Origin of the sequence: Fulvivirga maritima (assembly GCF_021389955.1) — a bacterium.
GTDB classification, from domain to species: Bacteria; Bacteroidota; Bacteroidia; order Cytophagales; family Cyclobacteriaceae; genus Fulvivirga; species Fulvivirga maritima.
The window spans coordinates 4,949,442-4,967,610 of sequence record NZ_CP089980.1 but is presented as its reverse complement, the minus strand read 5'-3'; the positions used below and the strand labels follow the sequence as shown (position 1 = coordinate 4,967,610).

The 18,169-nt window shown below is 38.1% G+C and carries 14 protein-coding genes; 3 read left to right on the top strand and 11 right to left on the bottom strand.

Annotation, left to right across the window (positions count from 1 at the left end; genetic code table 11):
* Nucleotides 1–86: 86 nt before the first annotated feature.
* Nucleotides 87–2,003, top strand: coding sequence for a transglutaminase-like domain-containing protein (locus LVD15_RS20900; protein WP_233777149.1), 1,917 nt, complete (start codon nucleotides 87–89; stop codon nucleotides 2,001–2,003).
* A complete protein-coding gene (locus LVD15_RS20895; protein WP_233777148.1) occupies nucleotides 1,993–4,158 on the top strand; it encodes a DUF3858 domain-containing protein in 2,166 nt (721 codons plus the stop codon). Before LVD15_RS20900 ends, LVD15_RS20895 begins: the two co-directional genes overlap by 11 nt.
* Before the next feature lie 114 nt (nucleotides 4,159–4,272).
* Here the strand turns inward: LVD15_RS20895 and LVD15_RS20890 are convergent, their stop codons facing one another.
* Both LVD15_RS20890 and LVD15_RS20885 read right to left on the bottom strand, forming a co-directional pair.
* A complete protein-coding gene (locus LVD15_RS20890; RefSeq protein WP_233777147.1) occupies nucleotides 4,273–5,751 on the bottom strand; it encodes a formate/nitrite transporter family protein in 1,479 nt (492 codons plus the stop codon).
* Between the two features lie 64 nt (nucleotides 5,752–5,815).
* Nucleotides 5,816–6,721: a DMT family transporter gene (locus tag LVD15_RS20885; RefSeq protein ID WP_233777146.1), complete on the bottom strand. Its 906-nt coding sequence runs from the start codon at nucleotides 6,719–6,721 to the stop codon at nucleotides 5,816–5,818.
* A gap of 249 nt (nucleotides 6,722–6,970) precedes the next feature.
* Here LVD15_RS20885 and LVD15_RS20880 point away from each other — a divergent pair, with 249 nt between their 5' ends.
* Nucleotides 6,971–8,290: an IS1380 family transposase gene (locus LVD15_RS20880; protein ID WP_233776077.1), complete on the top strand. Its 1,320-nt coding sequence runs from the start codon at nucleotides 6,971–6,973 to the stop codon at nucleotides 8,288–8,290.
* A 26-nt stretch (nucleotides 8,291–8,316) separates the two neighbouring features.
* Here LVD15_RS20880 and LVD15_RS20875 read toward each other — a convergent pair whose 3' ends face one another.
* The 9 genes from LVD15_RS20875 to LVD15_RS20835 all read right to left on the bottom strand — a co-directional run bounded on the left by LVD15_RS20875 (nucleotide 8,317) and on the right by LVD15_RS20835 (nucleotide 17,677).
* Entirely contained in the window at nucleotides 8,317–9,069 is a 753-nt protein-coding gene (locus LVD15_RS20875; protein ID WP_233777145.1) for an SDR family NAD(P)-dependent oxidoreductase, read from the bottom strand.
* Nucleotides 9,070–9,147: 78 nt separating this feature from the next.
* Nucleotides 9,148–10,296: an esterase gene (locus tag LVD15_RS20870; RefSeq protein WP_233777144.1), complete on the bottom strand. Its 1,149-nt coding sequence runs from the start codon at nucleotides 10,294–10,296 to the stop codon at nucleotides 9,148–9,150.
* An 11-nt stretch (nucleotides 10,297–10,307) separates the two neighbouring features.
* On the bottom strand, nucleotides 10,308–11,489 hold the full coding sequence (locus tag LVD15_RS20865) for an alpha/beta hydrolase (protein ID WP_233777143.1): 1,182 nt from the start codon (nucleotides 11,487–11,489) through the stop codon (nucleotides 10,308–10,310).
* 179 nt (nucleotides 11,490–11,668) lie between these two features.
* Nucleotides 11,669–12,844, bottom strand: coding sequence for an IS4 family transposase (locus LVD15_RS20860; protein ID WP_233777142.1), 1,176 nt, complete (start codon nucleotides 12,842–12,844; stop codon nucleotides 11,669–11,671).
* Nucleotides 12,845–13,061: 217 nt separating this feature from the next.
* Complete coding sequence (locus tag LVD15_RS20855) at nucleotides 13,062–13,547, bottom strand: cupin domain-containing protein (protein ID WP_233777141.1); 486 nt, start codon at nucleotides 13,545–13,547, stop codon at nucleotides 13,062–13,064.
* Between the two features lie 39 nt (nucleotides 13,548–13,586).
* On the bottom strand, nucleotides 13,587–14,354 hold the full coding sequence (locus LVD15_RS20850) for an SDR family NAD(P)-dependent oxidoreductase (protein ID WP_233777140.1): 768 nt from the start codon (nucleotides 14,352–14,354) through the stop codon (nucleotides 13,587–13,589).
* Between the two features lie 69 nt (nucleotides 14,355–14,423).
* Nucleotides 14,424–15,743 carry an IS1380 family transposase gene (locus tag LVD15_RS20845; RefSeq protein ID WP_233777139.1) on the bottom strand — a complete coding sequence of 440 codons (1,320 nt, stop codon included), beginning with the start codon at nucleotides 15,741–15,743 and terminating at the stop codon, nucleotides 14,424–14,426.
* 210 nt (nucleotides 15,744–15,953) lie between these two features.
* Complete coding sequence (locus LVD15_RS20840; protein ID WP_370687430.1) at nucleotides 15,954–16,769, bottom strand: aldo/keto reductase; 816 nt, start codon at nucleotides 16,767–16,769, stop codon at nucleotides 15,954–15,956.
* 299 nt (nucleotides 16,770–17,068) lie between these two features.
* The gene (locus LVD15_RS20835; RefSeq protein ID WP_370687429.1) at nucleotides 17,069–17,677 is read right to left on the bottom strand and encodes an SDR family oxidoreductase; all 609 of its coding nucleotides are present in this window, start codon (nucleotides 17,675–17,677) and stop codon (nucleotides 17,069–17,071) included.
* Nucleotides 17,678–18,169 lie beyond the last annotated feature (492 nt).

Below are 18,169 nucleotides of genomic sequence, written 5' to 3'. Positions count from 1 at the left end.
CAGCCTTTAGTGGTCACATATAGCTGATTACGAGTATATAGTACATATAGTAATTCAATTTAAACTTACCATATTCACATTTTACCGTGCTACATAAATACTCTATATTAGGCTGCACTTTTACTTTATTTATATTTATTTCTTCACTCTCTTTAGGACAAAAGAAAATTGATCCTGAAAGAGTAAAAGATTCTGACGAAATAAGCTCTAATTATAAAGATGCTTCGGTTGCAGCGCTTATGTCTACCGAAAAGTATACCTTTTCAATTGATAAAAAGGATGATAATATTCGTGTTCTTAATGAAGAAAACGAACTTTTTATAGGTTTAAAAGATCACTCAGAATACGTAAAGCGGATCCATTATAATGATAATGTAGAGCTGGGAAAAACATCCATCACTACAGAGAGAGGAAAATCATTTGATCATAATAAGTTCTGCGGCCATTACCAATCTGGTGAAATATTTTATTCAGATGCGCAAATATGTGCATATAAGCTTAACCTAACTAGAACAGGAACAGTAGTTCATTTTTCTACTGAAACCACTTATTCGGATCCTAAATATTTGACATATGTGTTTTTTCATGAAGACTTACCTGTACTAAAAAAGGAAATTACATTTGAAATACCTGTAGGAATAGAGGTAGAATTAAAAGAAATTAACTTTGAAGGTTACGATATACAAAAGAAAATCGTTGGCAATAAATTCATCTACACCCTGGAAGACCTTCCGGCCCAGACAGCACAGGAACATGATCCTGGTTATTTGCATTATATGCCGCATATATTAATTTTAACCAAGAGCTATAAAAACTCTCAAGGTAGTAGAATGCCAGTATTAGCTTCAACTAATGATCTCTACAAATGGTATCATGAGCTAACTTCTAACATTGACAATAAGTCTTCAGAACTAAGCGGTAAGGTAAATGAGCTCATAAAAGATAAAACTACCGATAAGGAAAAGATAGAAGCCATATATTACTGGGTTCAGGATAACATTAAATACATCGCTTTTGAAAACGGTCTGGCTGGTTTTCAACCTGATCCTGCCAACAAGGTATTTTATAATAAATATGGTGATTGTAAAGGCATGGCTAATCTTACCAAAGAAATGCTACGCCTTGTTGGTTATGACGCCCGATTAACCTGGATAGGCACCAACAAAATTCCTTATACTTATGATATTCCATCATTAGCGGTAGACAACCATATGGTGTGTACAGTTTTATTAAATGGCAATCGCTATATTCTGGATGCTACCGAAAAATATAACCCTATGAATTTTAATGCCGAGCGAATTCAGGGAAAAGAAGTATTAATAGAAAATGGAGATAATTATTTACGAGACAAAGTAGCCGAACAACCTCTGGAGGATTATTTGGAAGAAAAAAATTGGGAATACACCATTATAGATGGAAGCCTCCAAGGAAAAGGAACAACGGATATAAGAGGGGAATATCAAAAAATTCTGATGAACTACATCTTCACGGCTGATAAAGCGGACCAGGATGAATTATTAAAAGTAATAGTATCAGGAAGTAGTGAGCCTGATGATTTTAAAATAGCCAACTATAATGAGATCAATAGAAACACTCCCATTCATATTGAATATAATATGAATTTAGCTGATCAGGTTAGCAGTTTTGGTTCTGAATTGTACCTAGATCTTGATTTTTCTGATGATTATAAAAATTTAGAAATTGAGGAAGAAAGGAAAATCCCATATGCCTTTACCAGTAAAAGATATAGTCGTACTCATGCAAAAGTATTACTACCTGCAGGCTATAAAGTGAACCACCTTCCTGACGCTATTTCTATTGATAGCGATTACTTTTCATTCAATGCCAGATATGAGGAAAAGGAAGATGGTCTCTACTATTTTAAAGAAATTAAATTATTAAAGACAGTGCTACCTACCAACGAATTCGGCCAATGGAATGCCTCAATAAAAGACTTAAACAAATTTTACAACGACCTAATCATTCTTACTCGTGAGAACTAATTTTTTAAAAACACTTACCGTAGCCTTCATTTTTCTTTTTTCGGCTACTGGCTCTTTGCTGGCAGTAAATGATAATGCCAAGCGCTCTGAAGAGATAAGAGAATCTATGTGGAATGGAGACGATAAAAATTTCTATGTCACAGAAATTCCTGATAAATGGAAAGATGAATCAGCTGTGATTATAGCGAAGTCAATGCTTTTCAGCTATAAAAAGTCTGTTTGGATTCAGAGGCTGAACTCTGACAATTATACACACTATCGTATAAAGTTGCTAGACAATAAAGCTATAGAAGAATACTCCCAATTCACGTTCCCGGAAACTAAGTCATCATATCTTAAAAGCTCTGTCATCTACGCCGGTTTCAAGTTAATAAAAGCTAATGGTGAAGAAATTATTATTCCGGTATCCGATGCGGTTTTAGAGGAAAGAAAATTGAATTATGACAAATTTAAAACTCTAAAATTAGCTATTCCAAATGTTGAGGTAGGTGATATAATTGATTATTATATAGCTGAAGAAGTTAACTTCATGCCTACATATACATATCATATATTTGACCCTGTCCTTTATAAGCTCCAGGCCGACTATCCTATAATGAAGCAAAAGATTTCATTTGATGTTATGCGAAAATGCTATATCAACTTAAAAACATTAAACGGCACCCCAGCTTTTAAATTAGTAGAAGATAAAGCCAATGATAAAAACTATTATACCCTGGAAGATGAGAATAGAGAAAGCATAGATGATCTACGCTGGTTTTATCCGTACCGACAAATTCCATCTATAAAATTTAAAGTAATATATGCTGAGAAATCTGCAGCAAGATCATTCCCTGGGTTTCATGGAAAACCTGAAGAATTAAAATCAGAAATCTCTGAAGATGAAGTATTAGAAGTTTGTAAATACCTATATGACCATTCTGAAATTTCTTCTCCCTTATGGGCTTATATGAAGAGTAATAAGCTTAACAAGGAGAAAGATTTAGATAAACTCGCTCGAAAAGCTTATGATGTATCTAGGCATACCTCTTACCGCGCTAATGAAAGCTCCCTCATCCATGGTGATATGGAGTACTTTGAAAACCGTTCTTCAAAAGATTTATTCGAACTTTCTAAGTATTACAGTAGAATGAAAATTCCTCATGAAATTCTGATTGGAATCCCAAGGCACATCTCTGACCTACAAGGTTTGATATTAGAAAATGAGCTTATTTTTATGCTGAAAGTAAATACAAAAAATCCATTCTATATCAGCGAGCTCGGAATCAACCGAAGCTATGGTAGCATTAATCCTTCATTACAAGGCTCTACTGTTTATTCATGGAAGCAGACTCCTTCTAGTAAAGAAATGAAGTCAGTGCTAGTTCCTGTATCTCTTGCAGATGAAAATAGCACAATCTCTAATGTAAGTATTGACATTAGAGATTTAGATGAGGATCTGGTTAAGTTTCAATTAAAGCGCTCAGCAAAAGGAGAAAGTAAAGCGTATTACCAAGACCTTTTAATGGACTATTACACTTACAATGAGGATGAACAAAAACGATATAATTATACTGATGGTTTCAGTGGCAAAAAAAAGGAAATAGAAAGATTAGAGCAGCTTAAAAAGAAATACCTAGCTGATAGAACTGAAAACTTTAATGAAGCCTTAAAAAACTCGATGGTTAATGACTATGACCTGAAATTAGAAAAAGCAGACAGCCTGGTTATTCTACAAACAGGCCGCTATAATGAGAATCCTGAGTTTGTTTTTGCCTGTAATGTAGAAGCCAGTGGAGCTCTAAAGAAGGTTGGTAATAACTACATAATGGATATTGGCAAATTCCTTGATATGCAGGTACAATTAACTGACTCTGAACGCATTAGAGAATATGATATTTACATGCCATATGCAAGATCATTCGAATACAGTATTACTCTAAATATTCCAAAGGGTTACACCGTTGATGGTGTGGAGGATTTAAACACTGAGGTGGTTAATAGTACAGGAGGCTTCACTGCTAGCGCCGAATTAAAGGGTGACGAACTGATTATTCATTCTAAAAAATACTATAACCATAATTTTGAAAAGGCCGAAAAATGGCCAGAAATGGTAAAATTCCTAGATGAGTCATATGACTTCACACAGAAAAAGATCTTACTCAAAAAAATATAAGTCCACTTAAGCTTATCAAGCAAAGAAAACCTATGTCTTTAACCTTATTTTATAAGAATTAAAGGCATGGGTTTTTATATTATCAAGTCATTTAAGGCAGAGTTAAACTCCCTCTTACTCTCCTTCTTTTCCACTTACTTTTTCTGCTAACTTCTCACCAAGAAACCATTCGGTAATAGAAAGCTTTTTTCTAAAATTATAAGTAGGAATATCTCTTTTAGAGGTCATGGCATAATTAACGAAGCTCACAAAGAGTATTCCGCCGGTAACGTTACCCGCTACTACAGGAGCAAAAAAGTTTATAAATACGTCATATAAACTAGCCGTACCCTGATAAACCAAATAGAAAATCTCAAAAGCCCCTACTACACAATGAAACAACTCCCCTGCCGGAATCAAAATCATGGTCATATAGATTATGAATAGTCTGGAAATGGTATCTCTGGCAGCATGCACCAGCCAAACCATCGTAGCCACCAGTCCACCGGCTATCGTAGCTTTATTAAACAAAGTAGAAGCGCTATAGCTAAGAGCATGCTCCCCTATTTCCGCTGCTGTTTTAGCAGCCTCTGAGCTTAACACATCAGTGTTAGCAAAGAGCAATGCCCCAATAGCGGCTCCACTGATATTAGCAAATAAAACTATGCCCCAAAGCCTTAATAAACTAGGCAGACTTGCGCGCCTGGTAAGCACAAGGGTAATAGGAGTTAATGTATTTTCTGTAAACAATTGATAACCGCCAAGCACAATAGCCACAAAGCCAACAGGGTAAAGTAAGTTGCCCAGTCCCACAGTATCATTAGGATAGGCGGTTGTCATAATGACACGAGCGAAAAAGCTAGCTCCAATAATCAGCCCTGCAGCTAAGCCACTAAAGAACAAAAGGCGTGTCCCTCTGTCTATCTCTTCATCAGCACTGGCCATTACGCGTTGAAAAATCTCATCTGATGAAAACCTATCTCTGACTGCCTGGCCTGCTGCGGGTGCTCCACGCTTAGATCTATCTATAGTCTCGCGTATCTTATAATTCTGATGAGTAAGTGATTTTATAATATCCTTATAATCACCGGCTTTAGCCACTTCTTCTAATAAGGCCTCATATTTTAAAGGCCCTTGATAAATCTCTCCATTAATTAAAAACATTGGCGTTCCTGATACACCATCATCTTTTCCTGATTTAATGTCGTGCTCTATTTTATTCTTATGAACACCATCATTAATATCCTCAACAAACTTGTCTACATTCAAGTCTATTTCCTCTGCGAATTCCTTTAGTGTATCTAACTTCAAAGCCTTATCAGACTTATACATCAGGTCATGCATTTGCCAGAACTTCTCCGAGCCTTGAGCTGCGGCTGCCTCTGCTGCTTGTGCCGACTGATACGCCAGCGTATGCTGATCGACAAGCGGATAATGACGAAAAACAAATTTTAGCCGATCGCCTAACTTATTCTGTATTCTTCTTAAAACAGGAAAAAGATCTTTACATGAAGGACATTCAAAATCGCCATATTCTATAATGGTAACTGGTGCTTCCCTGGCTCCTCTAATATGCTCTACTTCACTACCATTATTATATGACTTTCTATCCATGACTTTATTTTATTCTAAGAAACTTTTAACCTATTAAGAATAGCCTTTGTTCAAAAACATCTACTCATTCACTGATCTCATGCATGGCCTTTTTCTTCTGCACAGTAACCAGATATACGCCTGTTACCACTAAAAGCACTGCCACTGGCTTATCCCAGCTAAATACATCTTGTCCTACCACTAAAGCTACAATGGGCTGTATATTCATGAAAATACTTACTGTATTAGCTTCGAGTCTTTTTAGTGCCACCGGCATAAGAAAAAAAGCAAGTGTAGTAGAAAAGACAATAGCAAAAGCCATAAGACTATATGCTTCAAAATTAGCTTCCGCCGAAAACATACGTTGCTCTGGCAGCTCCTGATAACTCAAGGGAAATGCTACAATGGCTGAAATAAAGAACATCCATTTAGCCACCGTAACTGGTTTGTATTTCATAGAAACATTTCTGGTAAGCATCATATATCCACCGTAACAGAGTACACAAAACAATGCTACTACTATTCCCAATACATTATTACTACCTTGATGATCTGAGGAGCCACTTACCAAAATAATCATAGCAGCTCCCGATATACTGATGAGTATACCCAAGGCCTTTCTAACTGGTATAACCTCCTTTAAGAAAATAGCAGACATCAATAACACCACTACTGGTGTAAGTGCCATAATGAGAGAAAACACCACTGGAGTGGTATATTCTAAGGCTTTTGAAAATAAAAATTGAGTACCCAGAGACCCAATAAGCCCTCCTATAAAAATGATAATCAGGTCTTTTCCTTTTACAGAATCCTTATTTTGAAAAACACTAATTATCCAAAAGATGATTGCACCTAGCACCATTCTGGTAGTTGTATATCCCATTGGCGACATCCACTCCGCCACTATCTGCTTGGTTACAGGAATATTTAATCCAAAAATAGTATTGGCTATCAGTATAGCTATAATTCCCTGTTTTCGGTCTTTATTCATTCAATAGGTTCTGTTTAAACTATGCTCCTTGACAAGTGATTTACCAGACACTTGCATCTTTTTTTCAGCTATTAAAATTGTTTGATTATCACTTAAGGTGACTGGCATAAAAAAGGAAGGCAATGAACCTCATAGATTCATTGCCTCTCTGTTTTAACCCTGATTATGCATTAGAAAACTAAAAGTTTAGAAAATCCTTCGATAATTGTGTAAAAAGATCGATTTTGATGAGGTATAAAAATCACCAGAATGGTTACTCAAAATATAGGGTCTTTACCCATTGAATATTCCTCCAAGCCAGTGACACCCTTTGGAGGGATGAGTTTAATGAAACGATTTATCGATCAGGTAGGGATACGAGAAAAATTAGCCGAACTGGCACTTCCATCTCCTGGTTCTAACCGAGGGTATGACCCCAAGCAAATCGTAGAGAGTTTTTGGCTGAGTATCTGGACAGGGGCTAGTAGATACATCCATTGTGACTGGTTGAGATATGATACTGTTTTACAGTCAATTTTTGGATGGGATGGTATGCCTAGCCAAAGTACCTACAGTCGTTTTTTTGGAAAATTCTCTCAATCCCTAAACAACGAAGTATTTCCAGAGCTTCAACAATGGTTCTTTGACCAGCTCCGTTTAGGAGCACTCACCATTGATTTTGATAGTACTGTGATCACTCGATATGGAGATCAACAAGGGAGTAGTAAAGGTTATAACCCCAACAAAAGAGGGAGAAATTCACATCACCCCTTGATGGCCTTTGTGAGTCAAACCAGAATGGTGGCCAATGCATGGCTCAGGCCAGGCAACACAGCGGCCAGTAGTAGTTGCAGGGAGTTCATGGAAGAAACCTTTAAGCACGCCTTGGCAGGACAAAAAGTAGGTCTGGTAAGGGCCGATAGTGGTTTTTACAACGAAGAAATCATGTCATATCTAGATGAAGAACTCCTCAATTACATTATGGCTGTACGCATGTACCCCAATGTAAAAAGCGAAGTTTGGGGGCTTAAAGATTGGGTCAAACTGGCAAAGGGAATAGAGCTGAACGAGATGGTTTTCAGTCATGAAAACGGTAAGCCAAGACGATACATTATTGTAAAAAAGCAAGTTGACATCAGGCCACATGCAGGAGGCAAGGAACTTTTTGAAGATCAGCCTGGCTATCGATATAGTTGCTATGTGACCAATATGGATTTACCTCTGGATCAGATTTGGAACATGTACAACACCCGCGCCGATTGTGAGAACAGAATTAAGGAATTGAAACAAGATTTTGGGCTTGAAAATTTTTGTTTACAAGATTTTTGGGCAACAGAAGCCTCCTTTCGCTTTATCATGGTGGCTTACAATTTGATGAGTTTATTCAGGCATTTTGCGTTGAACCATCATCGAAAAGCAACCCTATCAACCCTCAGATCCTATTGCTTTGCATTAGGAGCCTGGACAGCAAACCATGCTAATAAAAAGGTTTTAAAAATCTCATTACCCTCCAAAAGAAGACCCTGGATGGAGGGAATATTCTTGAACATATCGTCTACTAGTCCTCCTTTTGATTATTCTAATGAATAATCCGGGTTTAACTTTTCGATCATAAACTATTTACTAGTATATCCACCATCTACTGGTATTGCTTGTCCTGTTACATAGCTAGAGTAGTTGCTTGATAGCCACATAACTACATCTGCTATCTCTTCAGCCTCACCTAAACGCTTAGCGGGAACATCCTCTATCAGATAATTCATAGCATCAGGTTCTCGCTCTAGCATAGCCGTAACCATAGGTGTCTCTATAATTCCCGGGCATATCGCATTGATACGAATTCCCCTTTCGGCATACTCTAAAGCAGAGCTTTTAGTAAGCCCTAGCACACCATGTTTAGCGGCATGATAAGCCCCTCTACCTGCTACACCAACCAAGCCGCCGAGTGAAGAGTTATTTACCACAGAACCACTGCCCTGCTTGCCCATTTGCTCCAGCTCATATTTCATGAAATTCCAAATGCCTTTAAGATTAATGGCTACGGTTTTATCAAACTCTTCACCGCTTACTTCCACTATATCTTTAGCATCATTTTGAATACCAGCATTATTAAAAGCCACATCTAAGCGACCAAAGGTATCAACCACCTTTTTCACGGCTTCTTTGGCACTATTTTCATCACTAACATCACATTGAATAGCAATGGCCTTTCCTCCTGCTGATTCTATTTCCTTCACATATTCAGAAGCGTCATTGATATCTACCAACCCTACGGCTGCGCCTCCTTTAGCGTAAGCTCTTGCTGCGGCAAGGCCCATTCCACTGGCAGCACCGGTAACTATGGCCACCTTTCCTTTAAATTCAAACATATAATTCTTCTTTTCTATTATTTATGCTAACTCATAAGTCAGCTTACTATTTATTTTAAATCACTCCTTTGTCAGGTTTTAATCCTGAAACAACAGTGGAGCAAATTCCAGCAAGTTATGCCTCCAGGTTATGAAGGTATGACCTGCATCATAAGTACTGGTTTGGTATTTGATATTATACTGATCAAAAATCTTGTTTAAGGCTTTCCCATTTTCATAAGCTATATCCTTTTCACCGCCCATGGCAATCCAGAATAATTTCAACTTATTGATTTCCGGGTTTTTCAAAACCTCTTCATAATCACTTACCAGTTTCTTTCTCTGGGGCTCGAAGAAACCCGTGCTCAATGGCAACACATAACCAAATTTCTCCGGAGCAAACAAAGCAATGTTCAGCGCCTGCATGCCGCCCATAGAAAGGCCGGCATACGCTCGGCTATAACGATCATTTTTTACCCGATATCTCTTTTCTACCAAAGGCAGTATCTCCTTAAATAACTGATCATAATAAGGATCATCATCTAAGCCCAGGCTAGAATAAAACCCATCTGTGGGATGCCCCATAGGCATAACTATCACCATGGGCTGAGCCGCCTTTTTGGCATATAAATTATCCATAATGAAGTTAGCCCGACCGATAGTAGACCATGAACCATCATTATCTCCACCTCCATGCTGCAATACCAGCACCGGAAGCTTCTTTTTCATCAACTCATACCCAGGTGGAGTATATACATGAAAGCGGGTCATTTTATCGGTTACATCAGAGTGAAACCATACTTCCTGTAAGGAACCATGAGGTACATCTACATTTTGACAATAGGCCGCGGCATCGCCAGGCATTACAAAATAATTATCATAGCCATTCTCACTCTCCTTCATCAAGGCATTAAGAGGATCCAGTGTTTTCACCTCATCCACCACAAATGAGTAAGTGTAAGCATCAGCGGGCAATGACTTGCTAGTATATTTCCATACACCATTATTAGTCTTTTGCATGGCGGTTTTCCTTCCAAAAACCTGTCCGGATAGGCTCAGGAAATCACCATCTATCAGTACCTCTTCAGCTTTTGCAGCATAAATACTAAATTCTACCCTACCGTCATCCATGACACGTACAGACTGCAAAGTGTCATTAGGAGTTGGTGCCGACCTGGGTGGTTGTGCTATGACACTAATGCTACTGAACAGCATGAATATCACGGTGCAAACACTAAAACGAGTCATAATCATTCTGCTTACTTAAACAACTGCTGACTAAACTCTACTAAATATTGGCGCCAATTATCCCAAGTATGACCACCGCTGGTTTCTTTATACACGTAATCCATACCTACCTCATCGAGATCATTACGAAATTTCTGAACGCCATTATACAATTGCTCCATATCATCTTCACCCAAGCCGATCCAGTATAATGCTACGCCATTCTCTTTTTGCTTTCTAAGCTTCTCTTTACGGTTCTGATAAATAGGTGAAGTCTCCTTGTCTGGCGCCTGCACATTGATAGCCGGTGAGAAAAGGCCTACATAATCAAAAGTATCTGGGTAATTTCTAGAAATAAATGAAGTATGAAAACCTCCCATAGACAAGCCTGCTATTGCTCTGCTTTCTTTCTTTTCTATAGTGCGGTAGTTATCTTCCACAAACTTCATCACATCTACAAAAGTCTCCTCAAACTTACCATCCATGGTATGAGGTAACATGAAAGAAGGTGTAACAAAACCTGCATCTGACTGACCAGGAGCCGCTTTTTGAGATACATTGCCATTGGTCATAATTACTATCATGGGTTCCACTTTCCCGGCAGCAATTAAGTTATCAAATATCTGTCTGGCTCTACCAGACCCCAACCAAGCCTCTTCATCTCCTCCTATACCATGTAAAAGATAGAGAACGGGGTATTTTTTCTTGCTATTTTCGTAACCCGGTGGTGTATAAACCGCTAACCTACGTTGCTTATCATTACCCGGAGAATCATACCACCGGTAAGCTACTGTACCATGAGGCACAGCTTGTACTTTATAATAATCTGCAACACCTCCTTCTATGATAAAAACATTTGAGAGCGAAGCCACATCTCTAACCGCATGTGCATTAGCAGGATCTAAAGTTCTGACACCATCCACTAACAGGGAATAACTATAAAATTCCGGTTCCAAAGGCGGAGTAGTATAAGTCCAAACTCCGCTATCTCCCTTTTGCAAGGCCTGATACGGCGTATTGAACCCTTCTCTGGCCATCCAATCTCCGGTAATAGATATTTTACTGGCCTCTGGTCCCATCACCTTAAAAGTGACTGAGTTGTCCTGATTGATTACTGGGGATTCCAGCTGCTTTGGTCCAAATATATTTTGCTGACCATGTATATTGAATGCCACCCACCACATAAGCAGGATTGTAAAAACAGTTTTTTTCATCTCTCTTTATTCATGTTTAATTTTTTGTTTGTTATTACAAAACATTAATCGGTTCTGAAACACGATATTCAGCAGCTGATTAAAGCTCTTTCATTTACTTGTGTATCTCAATGCTGTCCTAAATAAATTGGTTTGTTGAAATTTTCTTTGTTGAGATATCTTTCCTTTGCAATTTGAACTTAATTTGAAAATAGATCCCCCTGTATCACATCTAGGAGTGGTTCTTTATGTACTTCAAAGGGTTTGTCGAGCCACTTTTGAAGCTCAATTTTAACAAAAATATTGAGCCGTATAAAGGCCACTAGGTTTGATAAGTGCCAGCCATATTTTGCCGTTGCTTTCATTACTTTTAGTAGCAGTATTGTAATCAATGCAGTCCATATTTGTATCATCACTGCATTTTTGGAAGTGCCCACAAAAGTTTTTATATGCAGTAATTGCTTGATATCTCTGAAAAACACCTCTATCTCCCACCTGGCCTTGTATAGTTCTCCGATGGTCTGTGCTGCCCACTTGAAGTTGTTAGTGATGACTTCAATGGTTTGCCCGTTTCTCTCATCCCAAACCACCACTCGTCTTAGCGTTTTTGGATATTTAGCCTTGGACTGGGCGTTGGACAGTTCTATCTCCTCATCTTTGAGCACATGCTGTGCAGTGTGCTCTGGCAGGTCCCGTTCTTTGATAGAGGTATAAGATAAGTTCTTTTTATGCCTGATGACAAAATACACCCCGCTGCTGTCCCAGACGTTGATCATCGGAAAATCATTGTAATAGCGGTCGGCCACGATCACTGCCCCTTTCTCCAATGGGATACCATAAGCCCCTTTGTTGTCGGCCACACTGCCTTCGGTAATGTTCACAAAAACAGGGAGCTTTCCATCATAGTCCAATAAAGTATGCATTTTTACAGCTCCTTTTTTTGTCCGAAAGGTAGCCCAGTCAAACACCGAAAGGCACAGGCTGATAACGGTGGCATCCAGCAGGTATACCGGAACCTTGACCTTCAGTTTTACCCGTCTCAGAGCTGCCTGCTGTCCTAAACTTTTCAGCAGTGAATAGTACAGATCTTTGAATAAATCCGCATCTCTACGCTTGTTTTGGTAGCTTACACTTGACTTGGACGGAGCTTTCCTAACACCCAAATGGTTGAGGTTTCCTGTTGCAGAACGAAGCCCATTGGAGATGTCTCTGACCGATGTGCTCTTGGCAAAATGGCAAAATAGCATGGATACCAAATGAGTCCAGCTATTAAAACCCTTACATCCTTTGTCGGCTTGTTTTTCCCGTACCAATTTATTGAAAATAGACCGATCAATCTTTTTAATAATCTGAGAAAAGAGTGTAATATTACTCATGAGAGGCGTGTGTTTTTGGAGTCAAACCTAAAATAATCTTTTTAGGCTAAATTCACGGCCTCTCATTTATTATTTAGGACGCTATTGTGTGTATCTTTAAAATGTGGTAAGCTAACCTATGAATGATCATATGAAAAGCCTGCTAAAAACAAAAGCCACATGAAACCGATTAATAATTCCATGTGGCTTTGCTAGTTTTAAACATACTCAGAAAACCTTATAAACGCTTTGCTTGTGAATACTCATCATCAGTAACGGGCTCTAACCAGTTCACCATTCCTTTCTCAGTATTAGGGACCACAACAATGTGACTAAGCACATTATTGCTATCCGCTCCATGCCAATAAGCCACTCCGGGAGGACATTTAATCACATCGCCTTTCTTCACTTTTTCCATCTCCCCACCTCGTAACTGATGAAAACCATTACCTTTTGTTATAACCAATATTTCTCCGGAAGGATGAATATGCCAGTTAGTTCTGGCTCCAAGTTCAAATGCTTCAGTCACTACCATAGTATTATAAATACTGTCACTCTCCAAATGCATTTTCACCCACACATTACCGGTATTATTTTCTTTAGAAGCTAGTGTTCCCTGTTGAATATAACTGATGTCATTATCAGTTTTTCCTTCAGGTTGACAGCCTAAACAAACAGTAATGGCTAATGCTATCACAAGCATCGGTCTATAAAAGTTTTCCATTGAGTTACTCTACCATTTTTCACCTAAATAGCAGTTGGCTTATAGCCATCCACCATTATCTATTTGCAAAATCTGACCAGTAGTATTTCTAGAAACATCGCTGGCAAAATAAACAGCCGCATGAGCCATATCTATAGGGTCAGCTTCTTCTACTTCCAGATTTACATATTTTTGTGTCACTTTCATCATTTCCTCTCCACCTTCTTGCTCTCCGTTTTTCCAAGCTTTAGAAGCATCAGTCACGGTAACACCAGGAGCAATAGTATTAACACGAATGCCCGTACCTGCGAAGCGCATACCCAAATGCTTAGTCATGGTATTAACCGCTCCTTTACTGGTGGTGTATGATATTCCATTAACAGGCTTATTACCATTAACTGATGATATATTTATGATAACACCTTTACCTCTAGGTATATAGTGCTGTATAGCTTCTCTACTATACCTGAACACACCGAATAAGTTTACCTGTAAGGTATTCTCAAAGTGCTCATCAGTAGTTTCTTCTATACTGGCCATCTCACCAAATCCGGCATTGTTTACAAGAATATCTACTTGCCCAAACTCGGCAATAGCCTTGTCAAATACTTCTTTTGGAGATTTAGGATCTCCTGCGTCAGCCACCACACCAAGTGCAGGGTAGCCTTTTGAAGTAATTCCTTTTACAGTTTCGTTCAGTTCATCTTCTTTTCTTGCAGTTAATACTACAGAGGCGCCCTCTTCTGCGAACAATTCTGCAATGGCTTTTCCTATACCTTTGCTAGCGCCTGTTATTATTGCTGTTTTTCCTTCTAATGATTTTTTCATCTCTTTCTCCTCCTACAGCAGTAGATTTTTTGGTTAAATAATCATGCTGCTCTTGAAATTAATCCCGGATTATTCATTAGAATAATCAAAAGGAGGACTAGTAGACGATATGTTCAAGAATATTCCCTCCATCCAGGGTCTTCTTTTGGAGGGTAATGAGATTTTTAAAACCTTTTTATTAGCATGGTTTGCTGTCCAGGCTCCTAATGCAAAGCAATAGGATCTGAGGGTTGATAGGGTTGCTTTTCGATGATGGTTCAACGCAAAATGCCTGAATAAACTCATCAAATTGTAAGCCACCATGATAAAGCGAAAGGAGGCTTCTGTTGCCCAAAAATCTTGTAAACAAAAATTTTCAAGCCCAAAATCTTGTTTCAATTCCTTAATTCTGTTCTCACAATCGGCGCGGGTGTTGTACATGTTCCAAATCTGATCCAGAGGTAAATCCATATTGGTCACATAGCAACTATATCGATAGCCAGGCTGATCTTCAAAAAGTTCCTTGCCTCCTGCATGTGGCCTGATGTCAACTTGCTTTTTTACAATAATGTATCGTCTTGGCTTACCGTTTTCATGACTGAAAACCATCTCGTTCAGCTCTATTCCCTTTGCCAGTTTGACCCAATCTTTAAGTCCCCAAACTTCGCTTTTTACATTGGGGTACATGCGTACAGCCATAATGTAATTGATGAGTTCTTCATCTAGATATGACATGATTTCTTCGTTGTAAAAACCACTATCGGCCCTTACCAGACCTACTTTTTGTCCTGCCAAGGCGTGCTTAAAGGTTTCTTCCATGAACTCCCTGCAACTACTACTGGCCGCTGTGTTGCCTGGCCTGAGCCATGCATTGGCCACCATTCTGGTTTGACTCACAAAGGCCATCAAAGGATGATGTGAATTTCTCCCTCTTTTGTTGGGGTTATAACCTTTACTACTCCCTTGTTGATCTCCATATCGAGTGATCACAGTACTATCAAAATCAATGGTGAGTGCTCCTAAACGGAGCTGGTCAAAGAACCATTGTTGAAGCTCTGGAAATACTTCGTTGTTTAGGGATTGAGAGAATTTTCCAAAAAAACGACTGTAGGTACTTTGGCTAGGCATACCATCCCATCCAAAAATTGACTGTAAAACAGTATCATATCTCAACCAGTCACAATGGATGTATCTACTAGCCCCTGTCCAGATACTCAGCCAAAAACTCTCTACGATTTGCTTGGGGTCATACCCTCGGTTAGAACCAGGAGATGGAAGTGCCAGTTCGGCTAATTTTTCTCGTATCCCTACCTGATCGATAAATCGTTTCATTAAACTCATCCCTCCAAAGGGTGTCACTGGCTTGGAGGAATATTCAATGGGTAAAGACCCTATATTTTGAGTAACCATTCTGGTGATTTTTATACCTCATCAAAATCGATCTTTTTACACAATTATCGAAGGATTTTCTAAACTTTTAGTTTTCTAATGCATAATCAGGGTTAATTTATACTTAATATCACTGACAAATACATAATTATATCATAGAGGTTACTACGGCTCAAAGTCAGAACCGCAGTAACTCAATCATTTTTTGTGTACTTATTTAGTGGTAGTTTCTTATTTTGAGAATACAGGGAAGTTACTTGCTTCACCGTAATCTTTGATCTCTTCCAGGTTATTTAATGTTTCCATATCTTCATCTGAAATCACAAAGTCAACATCTGCATTTGACTTCATATGATCAGGATTACCTGTTTTAGGTAGTGGAAGAAGACCTAATTGTAAGTCATATCTAATGGCCAACTGAGGGATAGTAACATCGTATTTCTTAGCGATTTTTTCTATCTCTTCGTTTTTAAATAACTCTCCGTGACCAATTGGTGAGAATGCCTCTGTTAAGATATCATTTGATTTAGCAAATTCGATCAGCTCTGTAGGCACATTACTAATATGAGCTAAAATCTGGTTAACAGCAGGTTTTACTTTACCATTATTCACAATATTTTCAATATCCTCTATCTGGAAGTTAGATACACCAATAGCTTTAATTTTTCCTGCTTCGTAAGCCTCTTCCAGCGCTTTCCATGCTTCCAGGTTTCCTTCGAAGAATCTGTCTTCTCCATCAAATTTAGCCCATGGTTTAGGACTGTGAATAATCATTAGATCAATATATTCCAAGTCAAGTGCTACAAGAGAACCTTCAATAGCTTTTTTGGCTTCATCGTAAGATTTAGCTTCTGCAGCTAATTTGGTAGTTACGAATATCTCTTCTCTGTTAATACCAGACTCTCTAATACCTTTTCCTACTCCGCTTTCGTTTTGGTAAGCCTGAGCGGTATCAATATGTCTGTATCCTATTTTTAAAGCTTCTTTTACTGCATCCGGAGCATCAGCATTATCAATCATCCAAGTTCCGTAACCTAATTTTGGGATTTCTACTCCGTTATTTAATTTATATTTTTCTTCTAATAGTGTATTTTGTTTTTTGTTAATAAATATTTAGCTGTTTAGGGTTTTGTTTTCCTTGTATTATTTCGCGATTAACCTATACTATATTAAACTCTTCAATCACTTAAAAGTTTGTAATAATTTCAAATCAATTACTAATAAATTCAAACCTAAAAGTGAAGTTTAATGTCAGCAGCAGATTAAAAAAGGCAACTTTAAGTTTTTAGCACATTTACATTCAGTAGTACTGACTAAATGAGCAACCTAAAGTTGCCATAAACCTGTCATACAAATTCTTTTATCGCTGTTTCTATCTCTTTATTACCTTCACTCATTTCTAGAATTTTACCATATGAGCTTTCATCTGGCAACACAGTTAAAACTGTTTTAGCTACAGCCGATCTAGGTATTTCTTTGTTTAACTGATATGGATCTGATTCTATAGTTATTTTACCTGGCTCATCTTCGTCTGTAAGTTTAACAGGCCTTAAAATCGTATAATCCAAACCGCTTCTTATCAATTCTTTGTCGGCCAATTGTTTAGCGATATAGTATGGCTTCATAGTGTCTGACCAATAAGCAGGCACATCAGAAAATGCCGCTCCTACCATAACGAACCTTTTTATACCGTTTGTTTTTGCTGCATTAATACTTTTCACCGCTCCATAAAGATCTATTTCAATGGTTTTATCATAACCGGTTGACCCGCCAGAACCAGCAGAAAACACTACAGCATCAAAGCCCTTAATGGCTCCAGAAATAGTTTCTTCAGTACTTTCAAGGCTTTCTACAATAGATGGGACATTAATGGAATCAAAATAATCTTTCTGCTCTTCCTTTCTTATAAATGCGGTGGGCTCAAACCCTTCTGCCTCGCTCATTTGCTGAGCGATTCTTCTTCCACCTTACCATTTGCTCCTATTATTAATACTTTCATCTTTATTCGCTTTTGATTAAAACTCTGAAGCTTCATTAGTGAAACCTCACTTATATAAACTACTATATTCTTTTTTAGTTTATATAAAATCCAAACCAAAAGTTATAAAAATCAAACATGCTTTAATTTTTATAAAAACAAGCCGGTATTTAAGCAGTAATTCAGCGAATTATTAGTTAAAAGAATCTCAGCATCAACTCATTATACGTTCACCATTCCATTAACCATTATAAGAAATTGAAGGCTATTAGAGATTATTCGAAATTTGCACTACTACAATACCGCTGACAATAAATATCAAACCTATTTCTTGGAGCATGGCAACTACTTAGCACTATACAAACAACCGCGAAATAAGGCAACATCGATACGAAAGTGACCAGATACAGCAATGCCCACCAAACATAGGCAGGCACAGTTGTTAATTTAAAAGTATCTAATTCATGAC

Coding starts and splice junctions, on each gene's coding strand:
- LVD15_RS20855 (WP_233777141.1), bottom strand. CDS start 13,547: ATGGAAAACTTTTATAGACCGATGCTTGTGATAGCATTAGCCATTACT.
- LVD15_RS20890 (WP_233777147.1), bottom strand. CDS start 5,751: ATGGATAGAAAGTCATATAATAATGGTAGTGAAGTAGAGCATATTAGA.
- LVD15_RS20880 (WP_233776077.1), top strand. CDS start 6,971: ATGGTTACTCAAAATATAGGGTCTTTACCCATTGAATATTCCTCCAAG.
- LVD15_RS20845 (WP_233777139.1), bottom strand. CDS start 15,743: ATGGTTACTCAAAATATAGGGTCTTTACCCATTGAATATTCCTCCAAG.
- LVD15_RS20875 (WP_233777145.1), bottom strand. CDS start 9,069: ATGTTTGAATTTAAAGGAAAGGTGGCCATAGTTACCGGTGCTGCCAGT.
- LVD15_RS20870 (WP_233777144.1), bottom strand. CDS start 10,296: ATGACTCGTTTTAGTGTTTGCACCGTGATATTCATGCTGTTCAGTAGC.
- LVD15_RS20860 (WP_233777142.1), bottom strand. CDS start 12,844: ATGAGTAATATTACACTCTTTTCTCAGATTATTAAAAAGATTGATCGG.
- LVD15_RS20885 (WP_233777146.1), bottom strand. CDS start 6,721: ATGAATAAAGACCGAAAACAGGGAATTATAGCTATACTGATAGCCAAT.
- LVD15_RS20865 (WP_233777143.1), bottom strand. CDS start 11,489: ATGAAAAAAACTGTTTTTACAATCCTGCTTATGTGGTGGGTGGCATTC.
- LVD15_RS20850 (WP_233777140.1), bottom strand. CDS start 14,354: ATGAAAAAATCATTAGAAGGAAAAACAGCAATAATAACAGGCGCTAGC.